19 protein-coding genes are annotated in these 17,389 nt (G+C 51.9%); 3 read left to right on the top strand and 16 right to left on the bottom strand.

The annotated features are described in order from the left end of the window. Positions 1-88: 88 nt before the first annotated feature. From gucD to kdgD, 3 genes are all read right to left on the bottom strand, one after another. The gene (gucD, locus tag ACFQ88_RS20335; protein WP_379456113.1) at positions 89-1,543 is read right to left on the bottom strand and encodes an alpha-ketoglutaric semialdehyde dehydrogenase GucD; all 1,455 of its coding nucleotides are present in this window, start codon (positions 1,541-1,543) and stop codon (positions 89-91) included. Between the two features lie 16 nt (positions 1,544-1,559). Continuing rightward, positions 1,560-2,570, bottom strand: coding sequence for a mannonate dehydratase (locus ACFQ88_RS20330; RefSeq protein ID WP_379456111.1), 1,011 nt, complete (start codon positions 2,568-2,570; stop codon positions 1,560-1,562). 169 nt (positions 2,571-2,739) lie between these two features. Beyond that, the gene (gene kdgD, locus ACFQ88_RS20325; RefSeq protein WP_379456109.1) at positions 2,740-3,678 is read right to left on the bottom strand and encodes a 5-dehydro-4-deoxyglucarate dehydratase; all 939 of its coding nucleotides are present in this window, start codon (positions 3,676-3,678) and stop codon (positions 2,740-2,742) included. Positions 3,679-3,905: 227 nt separating this feature from the next. Between kdgD and ACFQ88_RS20320 the strand changes: the two genes are divergently transcribed. Beyond that, positions 3,906-4,862: a helix-turn-helix domain-containing protein gene (locus ACFQ88_RS20320; protein ID WP_379456107.1), complete on the top strand. Its 957-nt coding sequence runs from the start codon at positions 3,906-3,908 to the stop codon at positions 4,860-4,862. Positions 4,863-4,994: 132 nt separating this feature from the next. On the opposite strand, the gene ACFQ88_RS20315 is transcribed toward ACFQ88_RS20320, so the two are convergent. The 6 genes from ACFQ88_RS20315 to ACFQ88_RS20290 all read right to left on the bottom strand — a co-directional run bounded on the left by ACFQ88_RS20315 (position 4,995) and on the right by ACFQ88_RS20290 (position 8,707). Beyond that, positions 4,995-5,324 (bottom strand): hypothetical protein, encoded by a 330-nt coding sequence (locus tag ACFQ88_RS20315; protein ID WP_239631531.1) that lies wholly within the window; start codon positions 5,322-5,324, stop codon positions 4,995-4,997. 187 nt (positions 5,325-5,511) lie between these two features. After that, on the bottom strand, positions 5,512-6,465 hold the full coding sequence (locus tag ACFQ88_RS20310) for a magnesium transporter CorA family protein (protein WP_379456104.1): 954 nt from the start codon (positions 6,463-6,465) through the stop codon (positions 5,512-5,514). A 116-nt stretch (positions 6,466-6,581) separates the two neighbouring features. Continuing rightward, positions 6,582-7,358, bottom strand: a complete 777-nt coding sequence (locus ACFQ88_RS20305) for a sigma-70 family RNA polymerase sigma factor (RefSeq protein ID WP_239631526.1) — start codon at positions 7,356-7,358, stop codon at positions 6,582-6,584. Next, positions 7,355-7,804, bottom strand: coding sequence for an anti-sigma B factor RsbW (gene rsbW / locus ACFQ88_RS20300; protein WP_379456102.1), 450 nt, complete (start codon positions 7,802-7,804; stop codon positions 7,355-7,357). The genes ACFQ88_RS20305 and rsbW overlap by 4 nt, the downstream gene beginning before the upstream one ends. A gap of 19 nt (positions 7,805-7,823) precedes the next feature. After that, a complete protein-coding gene (locus ACFQ88_RS20295; protein WP_239631521.1) occupies positions 7,824-8,159 on the bottom strand; it encodes an STAS domain-containing protein in 336 nt (111 codons plus the stop codon). 92 nt (positions 8,160-8,251) lie between these two features. Then, positions 8,252-8,707: a DUF948 domain-containing protein gene (locus ACFQ88_RS20290; protein ID WP_379456100.1), complete on the bottom strand. Its 456-nt coding sequence runs from the start codon at positions 8,705-8,707 to the stop codon at positions 8,252-8,254. Between the two features lie 680 nt (positions 8,708-9,387). Here ACFQ88_RS20290 and ACFQ88_RS20285 point away from each other — a divergent pair. Both ACFQ88_RS20285 and ACFQ88_RS20280 read left to right on the top strand, forming a co-directional pair. After that, entirely contained in the window at positions 9,388-9,546 is a 159-nt protein-coding gene (locus ACFQ88_RS20285; RefSeq protein WP_379456098.1) for a hypothetical protein, read from the top strand. Between the two features lie 285 nt (positions 9,547-9,831). Further along, entirely contained in the window at positions 9,832-10,431 is a 600-nt protein-coding gene (locus ACFQ88_RS20280) for an AAA family ATPase (protein ID WP_379456826.1), read from the top strand. A gap of 432 nt (positions 10,432-10,863) precedes the next feature. On the opposite strand, the gene ACFQ88_RS20275 is transcribed toward ACFQ88_RS20280, so the two are convergent. From ACFQ88_RS20275 to ACFQ88_RS20245, 7 genes are all read right to left on the bottom strand, one after another. Continuing rightward, complete coding sequence (locus ACFQ88_RS20275) at positions 10,864-11,364, bottom strand: GNAT family N-acetyltransferase (protein ID WP_379456096.1); 501 nt, start codon at positions 11,362-11,364, stop codon at positions 10,864-10,866. Positions 11,365-11,537: 173 nt separating this feature from the next. Further along, entirely contained in the window at positions 11,538-12,812 is a 1,275-nt protein-coding gene (locus ACFQ88_RS20270) for an MFS transporter (protein WP_379456094.1), read from the bottom strand. 70 nt (positions 12,813-12,882) lie between these two features. Continuing rightward, positions 12,883-13,308: a MarR family winged helix-turn-helix transcriptional regulator gene (locus tag ACFQ88_RS20265; protein WP_379456092.1), complete on the bottom strand. Its 426-nt coding sequence runs from the start codon at positions 13,306-13,308 to the stop codon at positions 12,883-12,885. 155 nt (positions 13,309-13,463) lie between these two features. Then, the gene (locus ACFQ88_RS20260; protein ID WP_379456090.1) at positions 13,464-14,642 is read right to left on the bottom strand and encodes an NAD(P)/FAD-dependent oxidoreductase; all 1,179 of its coding nucleotides are present in this window, start codon (positions 14,640-14,642) and stop codon (positions 13,464-13,466) included. A gap of 31 nt (positions 14,643-14,673) precedes the next feature. Beyond that, on the bottom strand, positions 14,674-15,105 hold the full coding sequence (locus tag ACFQ88_RS20255) for a helical membrane plugin domain-containing protein (RefSeq protein WP_239631504.1): 432 nt from the start codon (positions 15,103-15,105) through the stop codon (positions 14,674-14,676). Between the two features lie 844 nt (positions 15,106-15,949). Beyond that, entirely contained in the window at positions 15,950-16,510 is a 561-nt protein-coding gene (locus tag ACFQ88_RS20250) for a TetR/AcrR family transcriptional regulator (protein ID WP_379456060.1), read from the bottom strand. Positions 16,511-16,734: 224 nt separating this feature from the next. Next, a complete protein-coding gene (locus tag ACFQ88_RS20245) occupies positions 16,735-17,385 on the bottom strand; it encodes a hypothetical protein (RefSeq protein WP_379456058.1) in 651 nt (216 codons plus the stop codon). Positions 17,386-17,389: the final 4 nt, after the last annotated feature.

Here is a 17,389-nt window from a genome sequence, read left to right as displayed (position 1 = left end):
TGGCGGCTTAAGCCCCGGCGAGACAACCAAAAAAGGGGATGTCCCTTGAGCAGAATCACTGCTTCTAGGGACATCCCCTTTGTATCCATTACGCCTTGACGAATACCGTCTTCGTCGCCGTGAAAAACTCGATCGCCGCTTGCCCCTGCTCGCGCGAGTGGGAGCTCGACTCCTTCATCCCGCCGAACGGCGCCTGCAGCTCCACGCCTGCGGTTTCGGCGTTGATGCGCACGAGTCCCGCGTCCATCTCGCGGATGAAAGCAAGCGCGTTGCCGATATCGCGGGTGTACAAGGATGCGCTCAGGCCGAATTCGACGTCATTGGCCATCTGCAATGCCTCTTCCATTGAATCAACGGCCAGCAGCACGAGCACCGGGCCGAAGATTTCTTCCTGGGAGATAGCCATTCCCGTGGTCCCCTCGAACACAGTCGGCTCTACGAAATAGCCGTCCGCCAGCCCCGCAGCATCCGGTCTTTGACCGCCGCACAGCAATGTGGCTCCCTCGTCAACGCCTTTTTGAATGTAGCTCAACACTTTCTCCAGCTGCTTCTCATTCGCGCAAGGCCCCATCCACGTTCCGGTTTCCATGCCGTCGCCTACCTTAATCGTTCGGACGGCCGCAAGCAGCTTTTCGCGGAACGCCTCGTATACCGGGCGCTCTACAATAACGCGGCTTGTTGCCGTACACTTTTGTCCGGTCGACTTCAATCCGCCGCTTATTGTAGCCTCAACCGCCTGATCGAGATCGGCATCGGCCGCAACGATAATCGGATTTTTGCCACCCATTTCCAGCTGGTACTTCGCCCCGCGGGACAAGGCGGCTTGTCCGACCTTTTTGCCCGTTGCGTTGGAGCCTGTGAACGTGATCCCGTTGACCGCAGGGTGCTCCACCAGCGCTTGGCCGAGGGCGGCTCCGTCTCCGGTTACCATATTAATGACACCGGCAGGAAGGCCCGCTTCTGCAAAGCATTCCACCAGCTTCGCAGCCGTAATGGACGTCTCCTGTGCAGGCTTGAATACGACCGTATTGCCGTAAATGAGCGCCGGAGCCATTTTCCATACCGGTATGGCGATCGGGAAGTTCCACGGTGTAATGACGCCGACAACCCCAAGCGGAACCCGCGTCGTGAACATGAGCGCCTCACTGTCCGTGGAAGGAATGACATCCCCCTGCTTGCGCATGCCTTCTCCGGCATAATAGCGCAAAATAGCGATGCCCCGCGCCGTTTCGCCTTTGGCCTCCGCGAATGTTTTGCCCATTTCCAGCGTCATCGTCTCGGCAATCTCATCGATTCTTCGCGCGATAGCGTCTGCGGTTTTGTACAAAAATTCGCCCCGCGCCGCACCGGATAACCGCCGCCATGCAGGCATTGCCGATTGGGCCGCAGCAGCAGCCTGGTTCAGATCCTCGACTTCGGATAATTGCACATGCCCGATGATGTGATTGCGGTTAGCCGGATTGCGGCTCGCATCGGTACGGCCGCTGGATGCAGCGCTCCATTGCCCTTGAATATAGTTAAGATATGTCTGTGGTCCCGTCATGTCCCAACATCTCTCCTTATCCTGTAAATTCATCCATAGCCGCCAGCAGCGCCTTCACGTAGCCTATCGAATATGCCCAGCCGATATTGTCGCTCTTCCATCCTCCGATGGAGTGAGCCCATTTGCCGCTTGACGCCGATGCCTGCGCATCCCCCATCAAAGCAATATGGTCGGGATTGATGCATCCGTCGAACCGCACTTTCTTGAGCTCCAGCAAAATACGCGGCATGTTCATATCCCCGTCGTCAAGCATTGCTTCCTCGAAGGCGCCGGCCGTAGCCAGGCTTCCTCTAACATTTCGGAAATGACATAGGAAAATCCTGCCTTTGCGCCCAAATTGATGGATCTCATCCAGCACAAGCGGCGTGCCTCCGGCTTCTCCGCGGCTTCCTACGCAATAAATCAGCCCTACGTTTTTGCTTGGATACGCATCGATCAGCCGATGAAGACCCAAGCCGCCGAACGGCGTATTCGGATGCGGCGTATCCGAAGGATGCATCCCAAGCTTAATGTCGTACTCGTCCGCGATCGGAACGAGTAACGAATATACTTCGTTGAACTTCTCCCACCACCGGTCCAGCTGCTCCAATGACGGCGGCTCCTGCGCAACGCTGCGGCGAACGGTTTCCCCGCGGGACACCATCCCTCCCCGATGCACCGCCTTATAGCTTTCCGACAGCTGATCGAACACGTCGCCTGCGAGGCGCTGGCGGGCAATAGGAATTTTCGCCTCCCCGAACACCTTCATCGCTTGAGCGATATTCTCGAGCTGCTTTTCGGAGCCGGGCCGGTTCTGCATGAAATCTTCCGTCACATCGGGAAGCGTCACCCGGTTGATATCCATCCCCCAGGAGCGGATACGACGCTTCAGCTGAAGCAGCTTGTCCAAATCGGGGTAGCCCTGCTCTTGAACGCCCGGAAACGAGCCTCCTTTGCCGAAATCCACGCAATCCACGCCAAGCTGAACCATCTGCTGCAAATCTTTATCCGACAAATCGCACGTTTGAACCGTAATCGATACTTTCATCTATGGAAGAGCCTCCTGTGAACGCTCCGTCTGCATCGAACATCGAACCTTTGTCCCGCTAGCCATAGATGACCAACCGACACCGATGCAGACGTCGCGTGAATGAGTAGTTGCCGCAACCTTTTTCCGCTATCTCTGTTTTCTCTGCTCTATTGGCATACTCCGATGCTTAACGCTGCTCGCTGCTTATCGGGCTCTTGGGCGGGAATAGCGTGTTGGCTCTAGTAACGAGCTTCTCCAGCTGGGCGTAATGCTCCTTCTCTACCTCCACCAATGGTGCACGGACCTTGCCTCCGATCGGAAGACCGACGATCTCCATGCCTGCCTTGATCAAGGAAACGGCATAGCCCTTACGAAGCTTTCTCACCTGATTGATAGGCAGAATCACTTCCCGGTACAGCACGTCGAGCAGCGACTTGTCGCCCTGAGCCAATGCATTGTAGTACATTCTCGAAATGTGAGGCAAATAGTTCGAAATCGCGGAGGAATACGAGCGGAAGCCCAAGCCTTTGTACGCAGGCATCGTCACCTCGGCGAAAGGCATGCCGTTCATCCAGTTCAGCCGGTCGCCGATCGTATGAACGAGCTCAATGTTCAATTCCATATTGCCGTGTCCGTCTTTAAACCCGATGATTTGCGGAATGGAAGCGAGTCTTTCCACGGTCTGCACGGTAAATACCGCATTATCCCGCTGGTACAAAATCGCTTGAAGCTCCGTGTGCTCGGCAATCGTTTTGTAATAGCGGTACAGCCCTTCCTGCTCGGGAACGATCAAGTAAGGAGGCAGAATCAGAATGCCGTCGGCCCCGCGGTCCGAAGCGATCTCCGTAAGCTCCAGCGCATGCTGAATATTCCCGCCGACACCGGCGAATACCGGTACGGAGCCATTGGATGCGGAGACCGCGATATCGATCATCGTCTCGTATTCGCTGCGGCTGAGCGATTGAAACTCACCCGATCCTGCGCAAATAAAGATCGCATCCAGACCCGATTGGATCAAAAAGTTGACGTTGGCCGCCAATGCTTGCTCGTCCAACCTGTTATTCTCGTCAAACGGTGTTATCGGAAATCCGAGTATGCCTTCCAAATTGTTAATCGTCTTATTCATTCCATCCACCCTGCCCTCTCATCAGCTTAGTATTAAGAAAACGCTTTATACTTCTGATTGTATGAAATAAGGCACGGTGCTGTCTTTATAATTTGCCGCCGACTTTTTGCACATTTCCCCCCGCAAACCCGCCTCATCCCTACTGCCGCATCGCTATGCTATAATAGAGGGAGCGTAAACGATAGTTCCATTGTTCGCGGCTCCAGGAGCCATAAGGAGGGGAAGGCATGATTCCGACGCCACTGACCTGTCAAAAAAGCAACCTGTATCTCAATCAGCATGCGACCCGGCTGGCCGCTCCGCCCGCTTCCTTCCTCGTTCATTACTGGGGCGGCAAGCCCCGGCATTTGGGCAACGATATGCATTCCCACTCGTTTCTCGAAATTTGCTATGTCGCCGACGGCGAAGGAATTTATATCAACAACGGCATAACTTATCCGCTGAAAAGAGGGACGCTCTACTGCTCGAAGCCGGGTAGCCAGCATCAAATCCAGAGCGATGACGGCATGCTGCTCCTGTTCGTCGCCTTCGATATTCTTCACGGGGAATCGGCTCCGGACATTGTCCGCATGTTTGAAACGATCACGAAATATCATCATTTGTTTATACCGGACGCCGAGGAAACCGCTCCTGTCCTTATATGGAAATCCATCCTCATCCAAGCATCGGAAGTCAAAGCGCCGTATCCCGAGGTCATCAGCCAGCTTGCCCACTCCATGCTCATCACGGCGCTGTCTTTGTTTGCGGAACGCAGCAGCTATTCATCTCTGGACACTGCGGAGGATCAAGTACCGCTATCGGGCTCCCTGCAAAAAGCGAAGGACTACATCCAGACCCACCTGTCCGGCAAGCTTGCCATCAAGGACGTAGCGGATGCGGTCCATGTGTCGGAACGCCAGCTGTCGCGCCTGCTGAGTACCGAGCTGCAGCAAACGTTTCCCGCCTGGGTGAGAACCGAGCGGCTGAAACGCGCGTCCTACCTGCTCGCTTACACGGATATGAGCATGGAGGATATTGCCCGGGAAACCGGCTTCGAGACGGTTCATTATTTTCACCGCGTATTTACCGATACGCTTCACAGCACCCCCGGGAAATTCCGCAAAAGCATAGCGAGCAAGGAGCTCGATACGAAGCTTATCAACGACTTTATGGGGACTCTCGTCAAGCCTCATCAGAAAACGTGACGTTTGCCCATCAACGCAAAGAATCCGGCAGGAGGCCCCGAAGGATCGGAGCCTTACCTGCCGGATGTTTTTTTGTTCAACAATAATTGCTGGATTTGGCGATCCCTCTTGCCCTGCATATCCGCCTAAGCATCATCGCCGGGCCGCTTCCTCGATAATGAGCACCAGTTCCTCCGGCATCGTCTTCTTATAGAGCAGCAGACCTACATGTAGCCTCGGCCGGTCCGGCTTGACGAAATGCCCTTCCTCCAGATGGTAGCCCTTCAGTTTGGCGGCCGCATGCAGCTTACAGAACAGCTCTGCAGCTTGTATCGCTTCTTCCAGGCTTGGGAACGTTTCCAAAACATTCCCCTTTCCCAGAGGGTTCACTTGAGCCTGAATGGTGACCTGATACGTTTGCTTATCGGTCTCCCTTACCGAAACTTCGCTTCCTTCGCATGGGATGCTGTGCTTAACTGTCATGATAAACACCGCCTTTTTGTTCAATTGTCCGGTGACAAGCCTGCCCGCGCAGGCGGATGATTTCCCCTTTAGCGCCCCGGAGCGGGATGTTTGCCGCCTCCCGAGATGTGCTTATTCACCGTGTAGGTGAAGATACTGTTGATTACCCGCGGGAGCCGGGCTTGAAACAAGCGGGAGATGCCGTCCGTCACACAATATTGGAGTTTTTCTTCTTGCCCCGGATCAAATCGCCCGTCCACCCTTTCCATCGCAGCCATCCGTACATGAGACCGGATAACAATATAATGAGAATCCCTAAGACAATGTAGCCGACGGGATTTTTAACACCCGGCAAATTCTCGAAGTTCATTCCCCACAAGGCGGCGAAGACAGTGGCAGGCGTACAAATAACGGTAAAAACCGTTAGCGTCTTCATGATCTCATTGCCGCGGTACGACGCGATATTTTCATCCATGGCCAAGAGCGACCTGACCTCATCGTTATAACGGTCAAGCCGCATCATCAGCCGTTCTACGCGCAAGGCGGTCGTGACGTAGCAATCCATTCGCTCCAGCTGCTCCCGTAAAAAAGCTTCCTTGGCTGCAATCAGCAGCTCCTCCAACGGAACGATCCGATGCTGCCAATGAACGAGATCGTACTGCCGCTCTATCAGCTGGTCGAGCAGCCGCGAATTGTTGAATTCGCGCATTTCTTGCTCCAGCCCCGTCAGCTGCTCCGCAAAGAGATCCAGCCCGTTCAAGCATACGATCGCAAGCTCGCCGAGAAGAGCGAACAGCCCTTCCACCGCCGTATTGCACCGCTGCAGCCTCTTGATCAGCTCGCTCTCCTCCAGCCCGTCCATCTTCTCGTAGTGCAGCCGGGAGGTGAACAAATGCCCGCCGTTCACGTAGAAAAACAACCGGTCGTCCCGGGTCTCCTTCCGGCTCGGGATGCCGCCGTACAGCAGCGATCCGTACAGAGCGCCGTTTCCTTCCTCCTGCGATCGGATGCGCGGGCTTTGCTGACGCTGCAGGTCGTCCTGCTGCAGGCAGTATACAAAATGCGGATGATCGACGCGCAGCTCCTCCCGCTCCATCGGCGTCAGCTCGCCGCAAACGTGCCATGTCCAGCCTTGAGGCATGCTGATCTGTCGAATCGTCATGGATATCCCTCCCTACCGCTACCGCTTCCGTATTTACCGGACTCTGAAATCCGCCATACGCTCGCCGCCAAACAACAAAAACACGCCCTTTCGGACGTGCATTTGGCATCACTCATCTAGGCATCCGAAATTTCCCTGGACTCCGTGAAATATACTTTTAGCTTATCGATGGCCCGCTTCTGAATCCTCGATACGCTCATCTGCGAAACGTTCAGCTGCTCCGCTATCGTGCGCTGGGACTGGCCTTCGACATAGGCAAGGTGCAGCACCTGCTGTTCTTGAGTTTTCAGATGAGACAATGCATCCTCCAAATCGAGCTTGCGCTCCAGCTGCTGGAAATCATCCTTATCCTCGCTAAGCAAATCACCTATCGTAGCCCCATTCTCCTCGGTGGACAAAGGCGTGTCCAAAGAAACGTAATGATAATACTCGCGGCCTGCCAATATTTCGATCGTTTCTTCTACGGACAACTCCACCTCCGCGGCAATCTCCTCCACATTGGGGGATCGCTCCAGCTTAACCGTAAGCATGTCGATCGCGCCTTGAATACGGCCGCTCTTCTCCTTGACCCGACGCGGTACCTGGACATACCAGGACTTGTCCCGCAAATAATTTTTCATATGGCCGATAATGCTCTTCATCATATAGGCTTCGAATTGGACGCCCTGCTCCGTATCGAATTGCTTGAACAGCCTCAGCATGGACATTTGTCCCACTTGGTATAAATCTTCATAGAGGTCCGGACGGTTGCGCGACATTTTGCCCGCAGCCATCTTGACCATCGGTTCAAATTGCAGCAGCAAAGTGGTAGCCACCTCGTTACAACCCGTTTCCTGATATTCAGCTATCAGTGCGTGGATATTGGACGCCGGTCTCTCTGAATTTAATTTCATACCATTTCCTCGCTTTTACTTAAACGTTTGGTCAATACGACCTCGGTTCCCCTCCCGCTCATCACATCCACTTCGTCCATCAGCGCTTGCATCAAATAAATGCCCAGCCCTCCGATATTCGCTTCTTCCAGCGACTTTTGGTGGAGAGAGCTCGCCTGCTGTGCTTTTTCTTCGTAATCGAAGCTTGCTCCTTCGTCCTTCACCGTAATGCGAATTCCGTTATCGAGCATGTCGAAGCGGATATCCATAGTGCCTATATTCCCGGGCTCGTAAGCGTGGACGACAGCGTTGTTGCATGCTTCCGCCACAGCGACCTTCATATCCTCAATCTCCTCGTAAGTAAAACCGATCTTCGTACAAATCCCGTAGAGGGTCAACCGTACCAAATCGATAAATTCGGCTTCTGCAGGCAACGTCATACTTACTGTACGATTCTCCCAGTTCATATCTTCTCTTCTTTCCTTTCTAGTTCACCATATTCTTTGTTTCATCAATAAAGCGCGTCAGGCCTGTCATATCAAACAATCGTTTAATTTTGGCCGGCACTTCTTCGACGAGCATAGGCGCTTTCAGTACATGCCGTGCTTTGAGCAGCGACAAAATCACGCCGATCCCCGTACTGTCAATGTATCCAAGCTCGCGCAAATTGAGCACCAATTGCCGTTGCGTATCCGCTACGAGCGGGTCGGCCGCAGAGCGGAACTCCGCCGCTTTGGACAGATCGAGCTCACCCTTCAGATAAAATATATTGCTATCAGAAGTTACCTGTTTCTCTATCTCAAACGTATGCTGACGATTCATCCTTGCTAACTCCTCCTTCAACCATTCCCATGTCCTAATTACAACCTTATTGTATCATTACCCTGCTGCCCGGCAACTGAAACAGCCCTTGATTATTTGACCGTCGGTGCTGCAGGCTGCTGCCGCTGCTTGAGCTGCTGCCATAAATCCATTACAATCTGCGTCAGCTGCAGGGCTGCGGCTATTTTTTGGTTGAGCGGCTTGCGGGCTTCTTCAGTTACTTTCGTCTTGATCGTGTGCGCCACGGTCGTCGACGCCTGCTTCACCGAGGAGGTAATTTCCTCCACCGCTTCCCCTACCTGCTTCACCGAGTCAAAAGTCGGCTCCAGCGACTGCAGCTTATGCAGCACGTCGACCGTCACCTCATTCGTATGCTGCAGCAAATCCGTCGCTTCCTTGGACAAATCCTTCAAATCATACTGCAGCTCCCGGATCGTATTGTTCGTTTGGCCAAGCAGCGCCGACATCGAGCGCAAAGTGACGATAAGGAAGGCTACCAACACGACGAAAGCTAAGGCTATTACCGCTACGCTAATTTCAATGATCATAGTTTTTACCTCCTAAGAGTTTTTCGTAGAAAAACTTACTTCGTAAGCATTAGCTGGTTTTCGTAGAAAAACTTACTTCGTAAGCATTAGCTGAGTTTTTCGTAGAAAAACTTACTTCGTAAGCATTGGCTGAGTTTTTCGTAGAAAAACTTACTTCGCAAGCATTGGCTGGTTTTCGAAGAAAACTTACTTCGTAAGCGAGCTTGTTGAGAAACCCTTAGAACGGAAATAGCTGTAAGGGTATCCCGGTGGGGTACCTCCCTCCAGCCGCTGTTGCTTTCAGAAAATCTTTAATTTATCGCATTCTAGTGGTCATTTTCTGAAAACAAAGGCGGTCGCTAATACTCTTCCAGGAGATACCCCACTTACCCCCTTAGTATTTTCTGAGAAATCAGGTTTCTCAACAGCCTGACTTACTTCGTAAGCTTGGCTAAGTTTTTCAAAGAAAAAACTTACTCCCATTAAGCATTGGCAAAGCAAGCTATACATGTTACTAAAAATTAGTGACATCAACATTTACTTAAGCTTATTATTCGAAATCCCGTCTTGCTGCTTCCTTGAAGGGCTATTACCCTCGAAGCGAGGGGGTGAAACCATGTTTCAGCACGATATCAGAGGGGGTAATGGTAGGCATCGGCGCTTCACCCAATCCAATTTGTGATGTAAAGGAGCGATGCGTTATGGAACCGTTAAAAAGTGTGGACATCGAGAAAAAAAATATCGAGCAAAAGTACGATAAAGGACTCGTCGCCTCGACTTTCATCAAATACACGGCATATATTGTTATCTTCTTCGGCTTTCTATACTTCATTGTGAAATATGTGTTTCCGAAATTTTAGGTTGCCGGACCGGCGGGCTGAGCCTTGTCCTGCTTGATACAGACCTTCGTTCCTTGGCTTTCCGAAGACGGATGGCCACCGGGACGGGGTCTTTTTTTGCGTAAAGAATCATTATCGTAGAGAGAAGCAGAAACGAATTTCGAAAGCGGTCATAGCAGGAAGGTAGCAAAACATTAGTGGAGGAAAAGCTGCGGTCTTTCATTAGCGTTTTATCAGCGGGAAAGTATTGAAATCATTGGAAAAATACCGGAAGATAGGCATAATATGAAACCGCTGGACGGAGGTATGGTCATGATCCTATGGATTAACGGTTCGTTTGGCTCCGGCAAGACGCAAACCGCACACGAGCTGCACCGAAGATTGCCCGATTCCTATGTATTTGATCCGGAGCACGCGGGCTACTATATTCGTAAAAATCTTCCCAAAGAAGCCATGCTCCAGAATGATTTTCAAAATTACCCGATGTGGCGCGAGATCAATTACACCATGCTGGCCTATATTCATCGGGAATATCAAGGGACAATCATCGTTCCTATGACCGTTGTCAATCCGGTTTATTTCGAGGAGATCGTCGGCACCTTGAGGAATGACGGAGTCGTTGTGCACCATTTTGCGCTGTGCGCTTCCAAGGAGACGATATTAAAAAGGCTCCGCAGCCGAGGAGAAGGCCCGCAATCCTGGGCTGCACAGCAGATTGACCGGTGCCTCGACGGATTGTCCAACGAAGTGTTCCGCCATCATCTCGATACGGAGAATCTATCGGTCGAAGACAATGCCGCCGCTATCGCCTCTTTGGCAGGAGTGCAGCTGCAGCCGGATACCCGGGGCCGTATGAGAAAAGCGTATGACCGCGTAAAAACGCAGCTCCGGCATATCCGTTTTTAGAGCTTGTTTGAGACACGGATTATCCGTGCTGCAAGGGGTAGTGGGACGCGCCCTATAGGACACTGGTTCCGCTATTTTGCCAAAATGACCTCATTCCTTGATGCCATCGGACAGAGAATCCGCTATGTGGCGAAATTCGCCAGGAAATTGCCCTCTGAGAGGCAAATAACGGATCCTGTGTCCGATCATCGATGATTTTGGGCACAATAATGCAAAATAGCGGATCTACGGTCCGCATACCCTCCACATGGCGAACTACGAGATAACACCGTCCCACATTACTTCATACGGCAACATGCTTAACTATAGTCTATCGAGCATTGAGTACTCACTTGCGGCCCCTGATCATGCATCACCCAACGCCACGTTCCCCCATCCACGCAAAAAAGCCGCAAATCCCATTAAGAATTGGCGGCCCTTTCATCATGAAGCTTATGACTGCTTCGTAAAATATAAATTCAAATCGTCGTCCGCGCGCACTTCGCTTCCCGGCACAACAGGCTGCTGATTGTACATCACGCCACGACCGTCCGGAATATAGCCCCGTTTGACATACATTCGCTGCGCGCTGCCGTAGCTGTCATACAGGCCGACTCCTATGCCTACGATCCCGTAACGGTCCAAGGCCAGCTGCTCCACAGCATCCATGAGGGCGCTGCCGATCCCCTTTTTCCGCAAAGGCGGAATCACATTGAAATCGTTGATTTCAGGGATGCCCTGCTCCGTAAAGGGAGGGTAATGCGAGGTGACAAGCAGGTGCAGACTCCCCGCAAAAGCCCCGTCATAAAAGGCAAGCAGCGTCGTTCTAATATCGCGCTCGTTTTCATCCCAGCATCTTGCCACATAGTCCCTCGGTTTGCGAATTTCAAATTCGTTAAACACTTGATACACCATGTCGATATCGTCAGAAGTCATCCGCCTGATTTCAATCATTGTGACGTCCTCCCTTTTAGTCGAGCCATTTGTACTCATCATAACTCGAAAAGCATTAGGCCGTTAAGGGAAACTTTCGTTTATAATCGAACATTGAAAGGGACGGTTATCTTCCGCGCATCATCAACGGCCAGCTGCAGATCGCAGACGCCATTGTCTGTATTAAGCACTCATCAAGCTTGGGCAGGCTGGGCGCCTTGACCTGTCTTTTTGACGATGCTCAATGCCATGAGGGCGGCAAAGAAGCAGACGAAGCCCGCTCCGATAAACGGAATGCTGTACGAGCCGAACCATTCTCTCATCATGCCTGCCCCGTACGCCGCGGCCGAAGCTCCGATCTGGTGAGCTACGACAACCCAGCCGAAGATCATGCCCGCTTTCTCTTTGCCGAATTCCAGCGAAGCCAGCTTCACGGTCGGAGGCACCGTCGCAATCCAGTCCAAGCCATAGAAGATGCTGAAAACAAGCAGCTCCGTCGGCCCTGCGGACAAAGCATACGGCAGGAACAGCAGCGAAACGCCGCGCAGCCCGTAATACCAGAACAGCAGCTTGCGGCTATCGAACCGGTCGCTCAGCCAGCCGGACATGGTCGTGCCGACGAGGTCGAACAGTCCCATGAGCGCCAGCAGGCCGGCTGCCATCACTTCCGGTATTCCGAAGTCGCCACAGGCTGGTATCAGATGAGTACCGATCAGGCCGTTGGTGGAGAAGCCGCAAAAGAAAAACGTGCCCGCCAGCAGCCAAAACGTCTTGTTACTTAGTGCGCTGCGCAGAGCTTGAAGAGGTGTCAAAAAAATGCTCCCCTGGAACTTCTTCGGCTCCACTATCTCCTCCGTTCCGTACGGCGCCAGCCCCAAGTCATACGGATGATCCCGCATCCATAGCAAGACCACGACAAACATAACAAGCAGGACGGCAACGGCGGTATAAATGGAAAATCTCCAACCCGCTTCCACCATAATTTTGGCTAGCAGCGGCAGGAACAGCAATTGGCCGGTCGCGGCACTGGCGGTCAGCAGCCCCACTACCAGACCTCTTCGCTGAACGAACCAGTGATTCGTCACCGTAACGCCCAGTACGTTCGCCATCATCCCTGTGGCCAGCCCCGAAACGACGCCCCACAACAGCTCGAACTGCCATAAAGAGGTCATCATCGGAGTTACTGCCAGACTTGCAGCAAGGACGAACAAGGATGCGGCGACGATCCTTCGAATCCCGAATTTCTCCAGCAGCGCCGCCGAGAAAGGCCCCGTGAGCCCGTATAAAAAAATACCGACCGAAATGACGGCGGATATGCCTCCGCGGTTCCATCCGAATTCTTTTTCAAATGGCAGCATCAAAATGCTCGGCATGGAACGAATCCCTGCGGAAACTAGCAGAGTGACAAAGGTAATAAGGACGACAATCCATCCGTAATACAATTTCGACTTTGCACCTTGTGCATTCATAACCTGATCACTCCACTTTTCACCTTTATATTTTGTTTGTACATACAATAGTTATGAAAGAAGAACAGCATTAATTCTTCTCCAGCTGCTCGCTTGCCGACTCGATGTTAATGCCCAGCTGCTTGGCGAAGTCCGCTCCCAATATCCTCTCATATCGCTGATGCAGCCGTTTCGATGCCGCCCGGATTGTCTCTTCCAATTGCTCTCCCTTAGGCGTCGGATAGACGTGCACGGTTTTCCCCTGTCCTTTCCGTTCCACGAGCTGCTTTCCTTCCAACTTATCGATAAATCGGGTCAAGGTTGAAGGAGTAATCGACAGCTTCTCGGACAGCTCTTTCTGCGAAATACCCGGCGCCCCGTTGACGAGACGGATAAGATAGCCGTACATAGGCGTTAATCCGGTTGGTGCGAATTCCTCTTCCGCCATCTTCGTAATGGCCCGCCCCAACCGATTCGCTGTGAAAAACAAACAATCGTGAAGGAAGCTATCGTTCATGTCCGGAACCTCCTTTTACGTTTATTTTGTATGTACAACTAATATATTCGATGATGGTGATTCGTGTCAACACAGGGCTATCAAAATAATTTTTTTCCACACCAATCTGAAAAAAAAAGCCTTGCTCCGAATGATCCGAAGCAAGGCTGGATGTTTTAGTAAGCCAATGTGAAAAGACCGTTGATGTGGGACAGGTAACGCATGTTGCTCGCTTCTTTCATCAAAGTCGCAGGCAAGCCTTTCAAGCGGGTTTGGTTCGCACCGATCGTTCCGATCCCGTCTTTGCGGCCAAGGCTCGCAAGCGTACCGGAGAACACAGGAGTGAACTCTTGCTTAGGTCCGTTGTTGAAATAAGCGAAGATGTTGTAGCCGACCGTTTCGCCCATTTGCCAAGCCAATTGTGCGGTTGGAGGATATGGACGGCCTTCTTTGCCCATAACTACCGCGCTGTCGCCGGCAAGGAACACATCCGGATGCGATGTCGATTGCATGAATTCCGTAACCGTCGCACGGCCGCGGTTTACTTCGATACCACAGTTCGCAACAACCGAGTTACCTTGAACTCCGCCTGTCCAAACCAGTGTGTTAGTATCGATGGCACTGCCGTCTTTCAAGGAAACCGTAGTTTCCGACATTTCTGTAATCGCTACGCCGGTCAGGAATTTGACGCCGCGTTTTTCAAGGCTCGTTTGAGCACGCTCAACCAATTCTGGAGCAAAGCCAGCCAGGATGGAAGGACCTGCTTCTACACAGTACAGGGAAATTTCGTTGAAGTCGATCCCTTTGCTGCGGCACAGGCCAGGAAGCATATCGGCGAATTCGCCCACGAGCTCGATACCTGTCAAACCGCCGCCGCCTACAACGAAAGTTGCATCGGCTTTGTCTTTGGTTTTGCTGTACGCGTCGATACGAGCTTCTACATGAGCGCGCAGACGGTTCGCATCATCCGCAGATTTCAGAATGAAGCTGTTTTCCTGCAAGCCAGGAATGCCGAAGAATGCCGTTTCGCTGCCGAGAGCAACGACAAGCACGTCGTATTCGAACGTTTTGCCGCTTTTCAGCAGCACGTTTTTTTGGTCCGGACGAATCGTTTCTACTGTATCGATAACCAGGTTCACGTCTTTGCCGCGAAGCAGCTTTTCCAAAGGAAGAGCTACCGCTTTCTCAGCCAAATTGCCTGCAGCCAGACGGTGAAGCTCCGTAATGATTTGATGCGTAGGGAAGCGGTTGACAATCGTAATCGTCGCTTCTTCCGCGTTCATGTATTTACGCGCCGTCAAAGCAGTCAACAATCCGCCGTAGCCGCCGCCTAGAATTAATATTTGCTTGGACATTGTAATCCTCCGTTCTATGTCGATCCGCTAATTAGTGCTGTTCTTTTTGTTCGCGACGCTCAGCCATAACATCCAGGAACGCTTGGGATACCTGAAGCATCTTTTGAACCTGAGGGTCTTTCAGCATTCTAAGAATACCGAACAATCCGATCGAAGTCGTTTGAGCCGTTTGAACACGGTCGTTAGCCTCGATAGCTGCCGAAGCGATGCCTTTGGCACTATCCGAAATCGGCTTAACGAATTCTTCCATACCGCCTTTGATATCGTCGATCAGTACTTGGTCCGTCACCACATTTTGGACGACATCATAGGTTTTGGTAAGAATCGTAACCAGCTCCGCTAATTTAGGCAGGTTTTCAACCAGAATCGTGAGCGATTGCTGTACCTCAGGCTTCATCAGTTGGTCGAGTACATCGATGGTTTCCCGTGTTTCCCGAGTGATCGTTTGTGTTGCTTCTGACATAAGAAAACGTCCTCCTTTACTTTGAGATAGAAAACCGCCAGTGTCTGTTTACCTGTTCCATGTTTAGCTTTTCCGTCCCAAAGAGATTTATGAATCATTGGGTATCAGCCCAAATGTAACTTTTTTCACAAGTGCGGGAAAGAGTATCCCACATATCCTTGCGCATAGAACAGGTGACAAACGGAATCCTATGTAGCTTCTATTATACTCCTCCTTCACCAATTAGAAAAAAGCAATTTTCGACAATTGTGAACAATCTGGGAACGTTTTTGGTTGATTTAACGTTTTTAGGACAGCTTTTCTTAGAGTAGGACCGAATTGCTTCCAAATTCAAGCGGCTTTCTAGGCGAAAAAACAAACAATGATCGGACTAATCCGAATCATTGTTCGATATTCTCTATTTTTGAGCTATGCACCGGGAGAAACTGTGCCGGTCGGCTTCTTCGTAAATCCGGCTAAGCGTATCGTAGAGACTCCCCTGTAGCGTGGCAAAGGCGCCATCAAGGCCTTTCAACTCCGACGGCCAGGGTGACATTGATTCCCGCCCGCGTTAATAACGCGGCCAGGCGCATACAAAATCCTCGCTTCTGCAGCAGCTCCCATTGCTATCGCACGAACTCCTCGCGCACTCTACGACATTACAGTGCCGCCGCTCTGCTTCAGGTGTTCCTATGCCTCTGCTTGCCTGTCGTCGATGCCTCTGGCGCTCTACGCCTCCGCTCGGCAGTCGACTATGTCATGAGCGCGTATCGACTCTGCTCAGCTGTCGCCCGATGCATCGAGCGCCTCTAGGCCTCCGCATGGCTGCCGACTATGTCAAAAGCGCTTCGCTTCTGCCCCGCAATCAGCCCAACGGCTTTTTATGCTTAGGCTTCAATTCCGGCATATCCATGACCGCGGCGACATGGCAAAGCATCCCGTTAGCCAAAAACGTGCTAACCTCTACCTCCGGATCAGAAACGCCCGCTTCCCGAAACCGCTCCAACACCATGTTGCGAACTTTGCTCAGCCCTTCGCGAGTCGCCTGGCGGATCGGCTCGTCCCGGATCCCCTGCGCCTGCACCTGCAGGACGATCTCGTGATGGTGTGTCTCCATCAGCTGCTCATAGACGCGGATCATCTCTAACACAAGCCGATCGGGAGGAGCCTGCACCTGTGCAAAGCTGGCAAGCGTCCGTTCGAACGCACGGTCAAGCGCGACGATGAACAGCTCCTCCTTATTCTTGAACAGCTTGAATACATAAGGCTGAGAGATGCCGACCTTTTCGGCGATTTGCGCAGTCGTTGTACTGTAATAACCGTAGTCCGCAAAAACCTGGACCGCCGCCTCCAATATTTCCTCCCTGCGGGAAGCTAGCAGCGGACTATCTGGCTTGCTTTTTTTCTGTACGGGTGGTCTGGCCATAGCGGTTCATTCTCCTTCCTTCCTATCGTTGAAAACTTCCCAGATTGTAAACATTCTTTTATTGATCGATCAATTACCAATACCTATTCAAAGTATAAACCGAGCACTCCCTTTTATCAAGTGACATAAGATAAACCTTTAGGATATACCTCATTTTTTTCAGCAGCAGCGTCCTGAGAACGAAGAAAAACCCGGTCCCCCGTCATCAGAAACCGAGTCTGCTCTTATTGCGAAGTGGTGTGAAAATAATGCACCGACATCAGTTTATTACTGGCCGGATCGATATAAATTTTCAACGCATTGGTCCCGTTTCGGTAGACGATTCCGTCCTCGCTGACGAAGTAGGGCGTTCCAAGCTTTTTCTTGATGCTGGCAAGGTTTAGCGGAATGAGCTGCCCGTCAATATCGATCCGGCTCGCCGTACCGGGAACGACAACGTATTCGATCGCTCCGTCGATCATCGTAATGCTGCAATCGTCAAATTGATAGGTTTTGATGTTCTTAATGATCTCATCCTGTACAATTGCCGAGGGCTGTCCCTTCATCTCGTACACCGTCTTCAAATCGTCCGTTAAGGCAACACCGTTCACGGTGTGAAACAATAGCGGCGGCATCAATGCATCGGTATCGGCGCCCGCGTCCGAATCCGACTCACGATCCACAAGTCCGGCAGCAGACGATGAAGAGGGTGCTTCCGCAGCTATTGCGACGGCTCGATCCCCCGGCTCTTCGCTACTCACCAAAGCACTAGTCTCATACGATCCCACCGGCAAATTCATCGCCAAGACGGTTTCTTCCTGTGCCGTATGAACAACCCCTATGCCAGCCCATAAAATAACAACTCCTATCGATAACATCCATGATACTTTGTTCATGCTC

The sequence above is a fragment of the Paenibacillus sp. NPDC056579 genome (assembly GCF_042793215.1).
Taxonomy (GTDB): domain Bacteria; phylum Bacillota; class Bacilli; order Paenibacillales; family NBRC-103111; genus Paenibacillus_S.
Note: the sequence above shows the minus strand (reverse complement) of the source record. Positions and strands in the feature narration are given on the sequence as shown.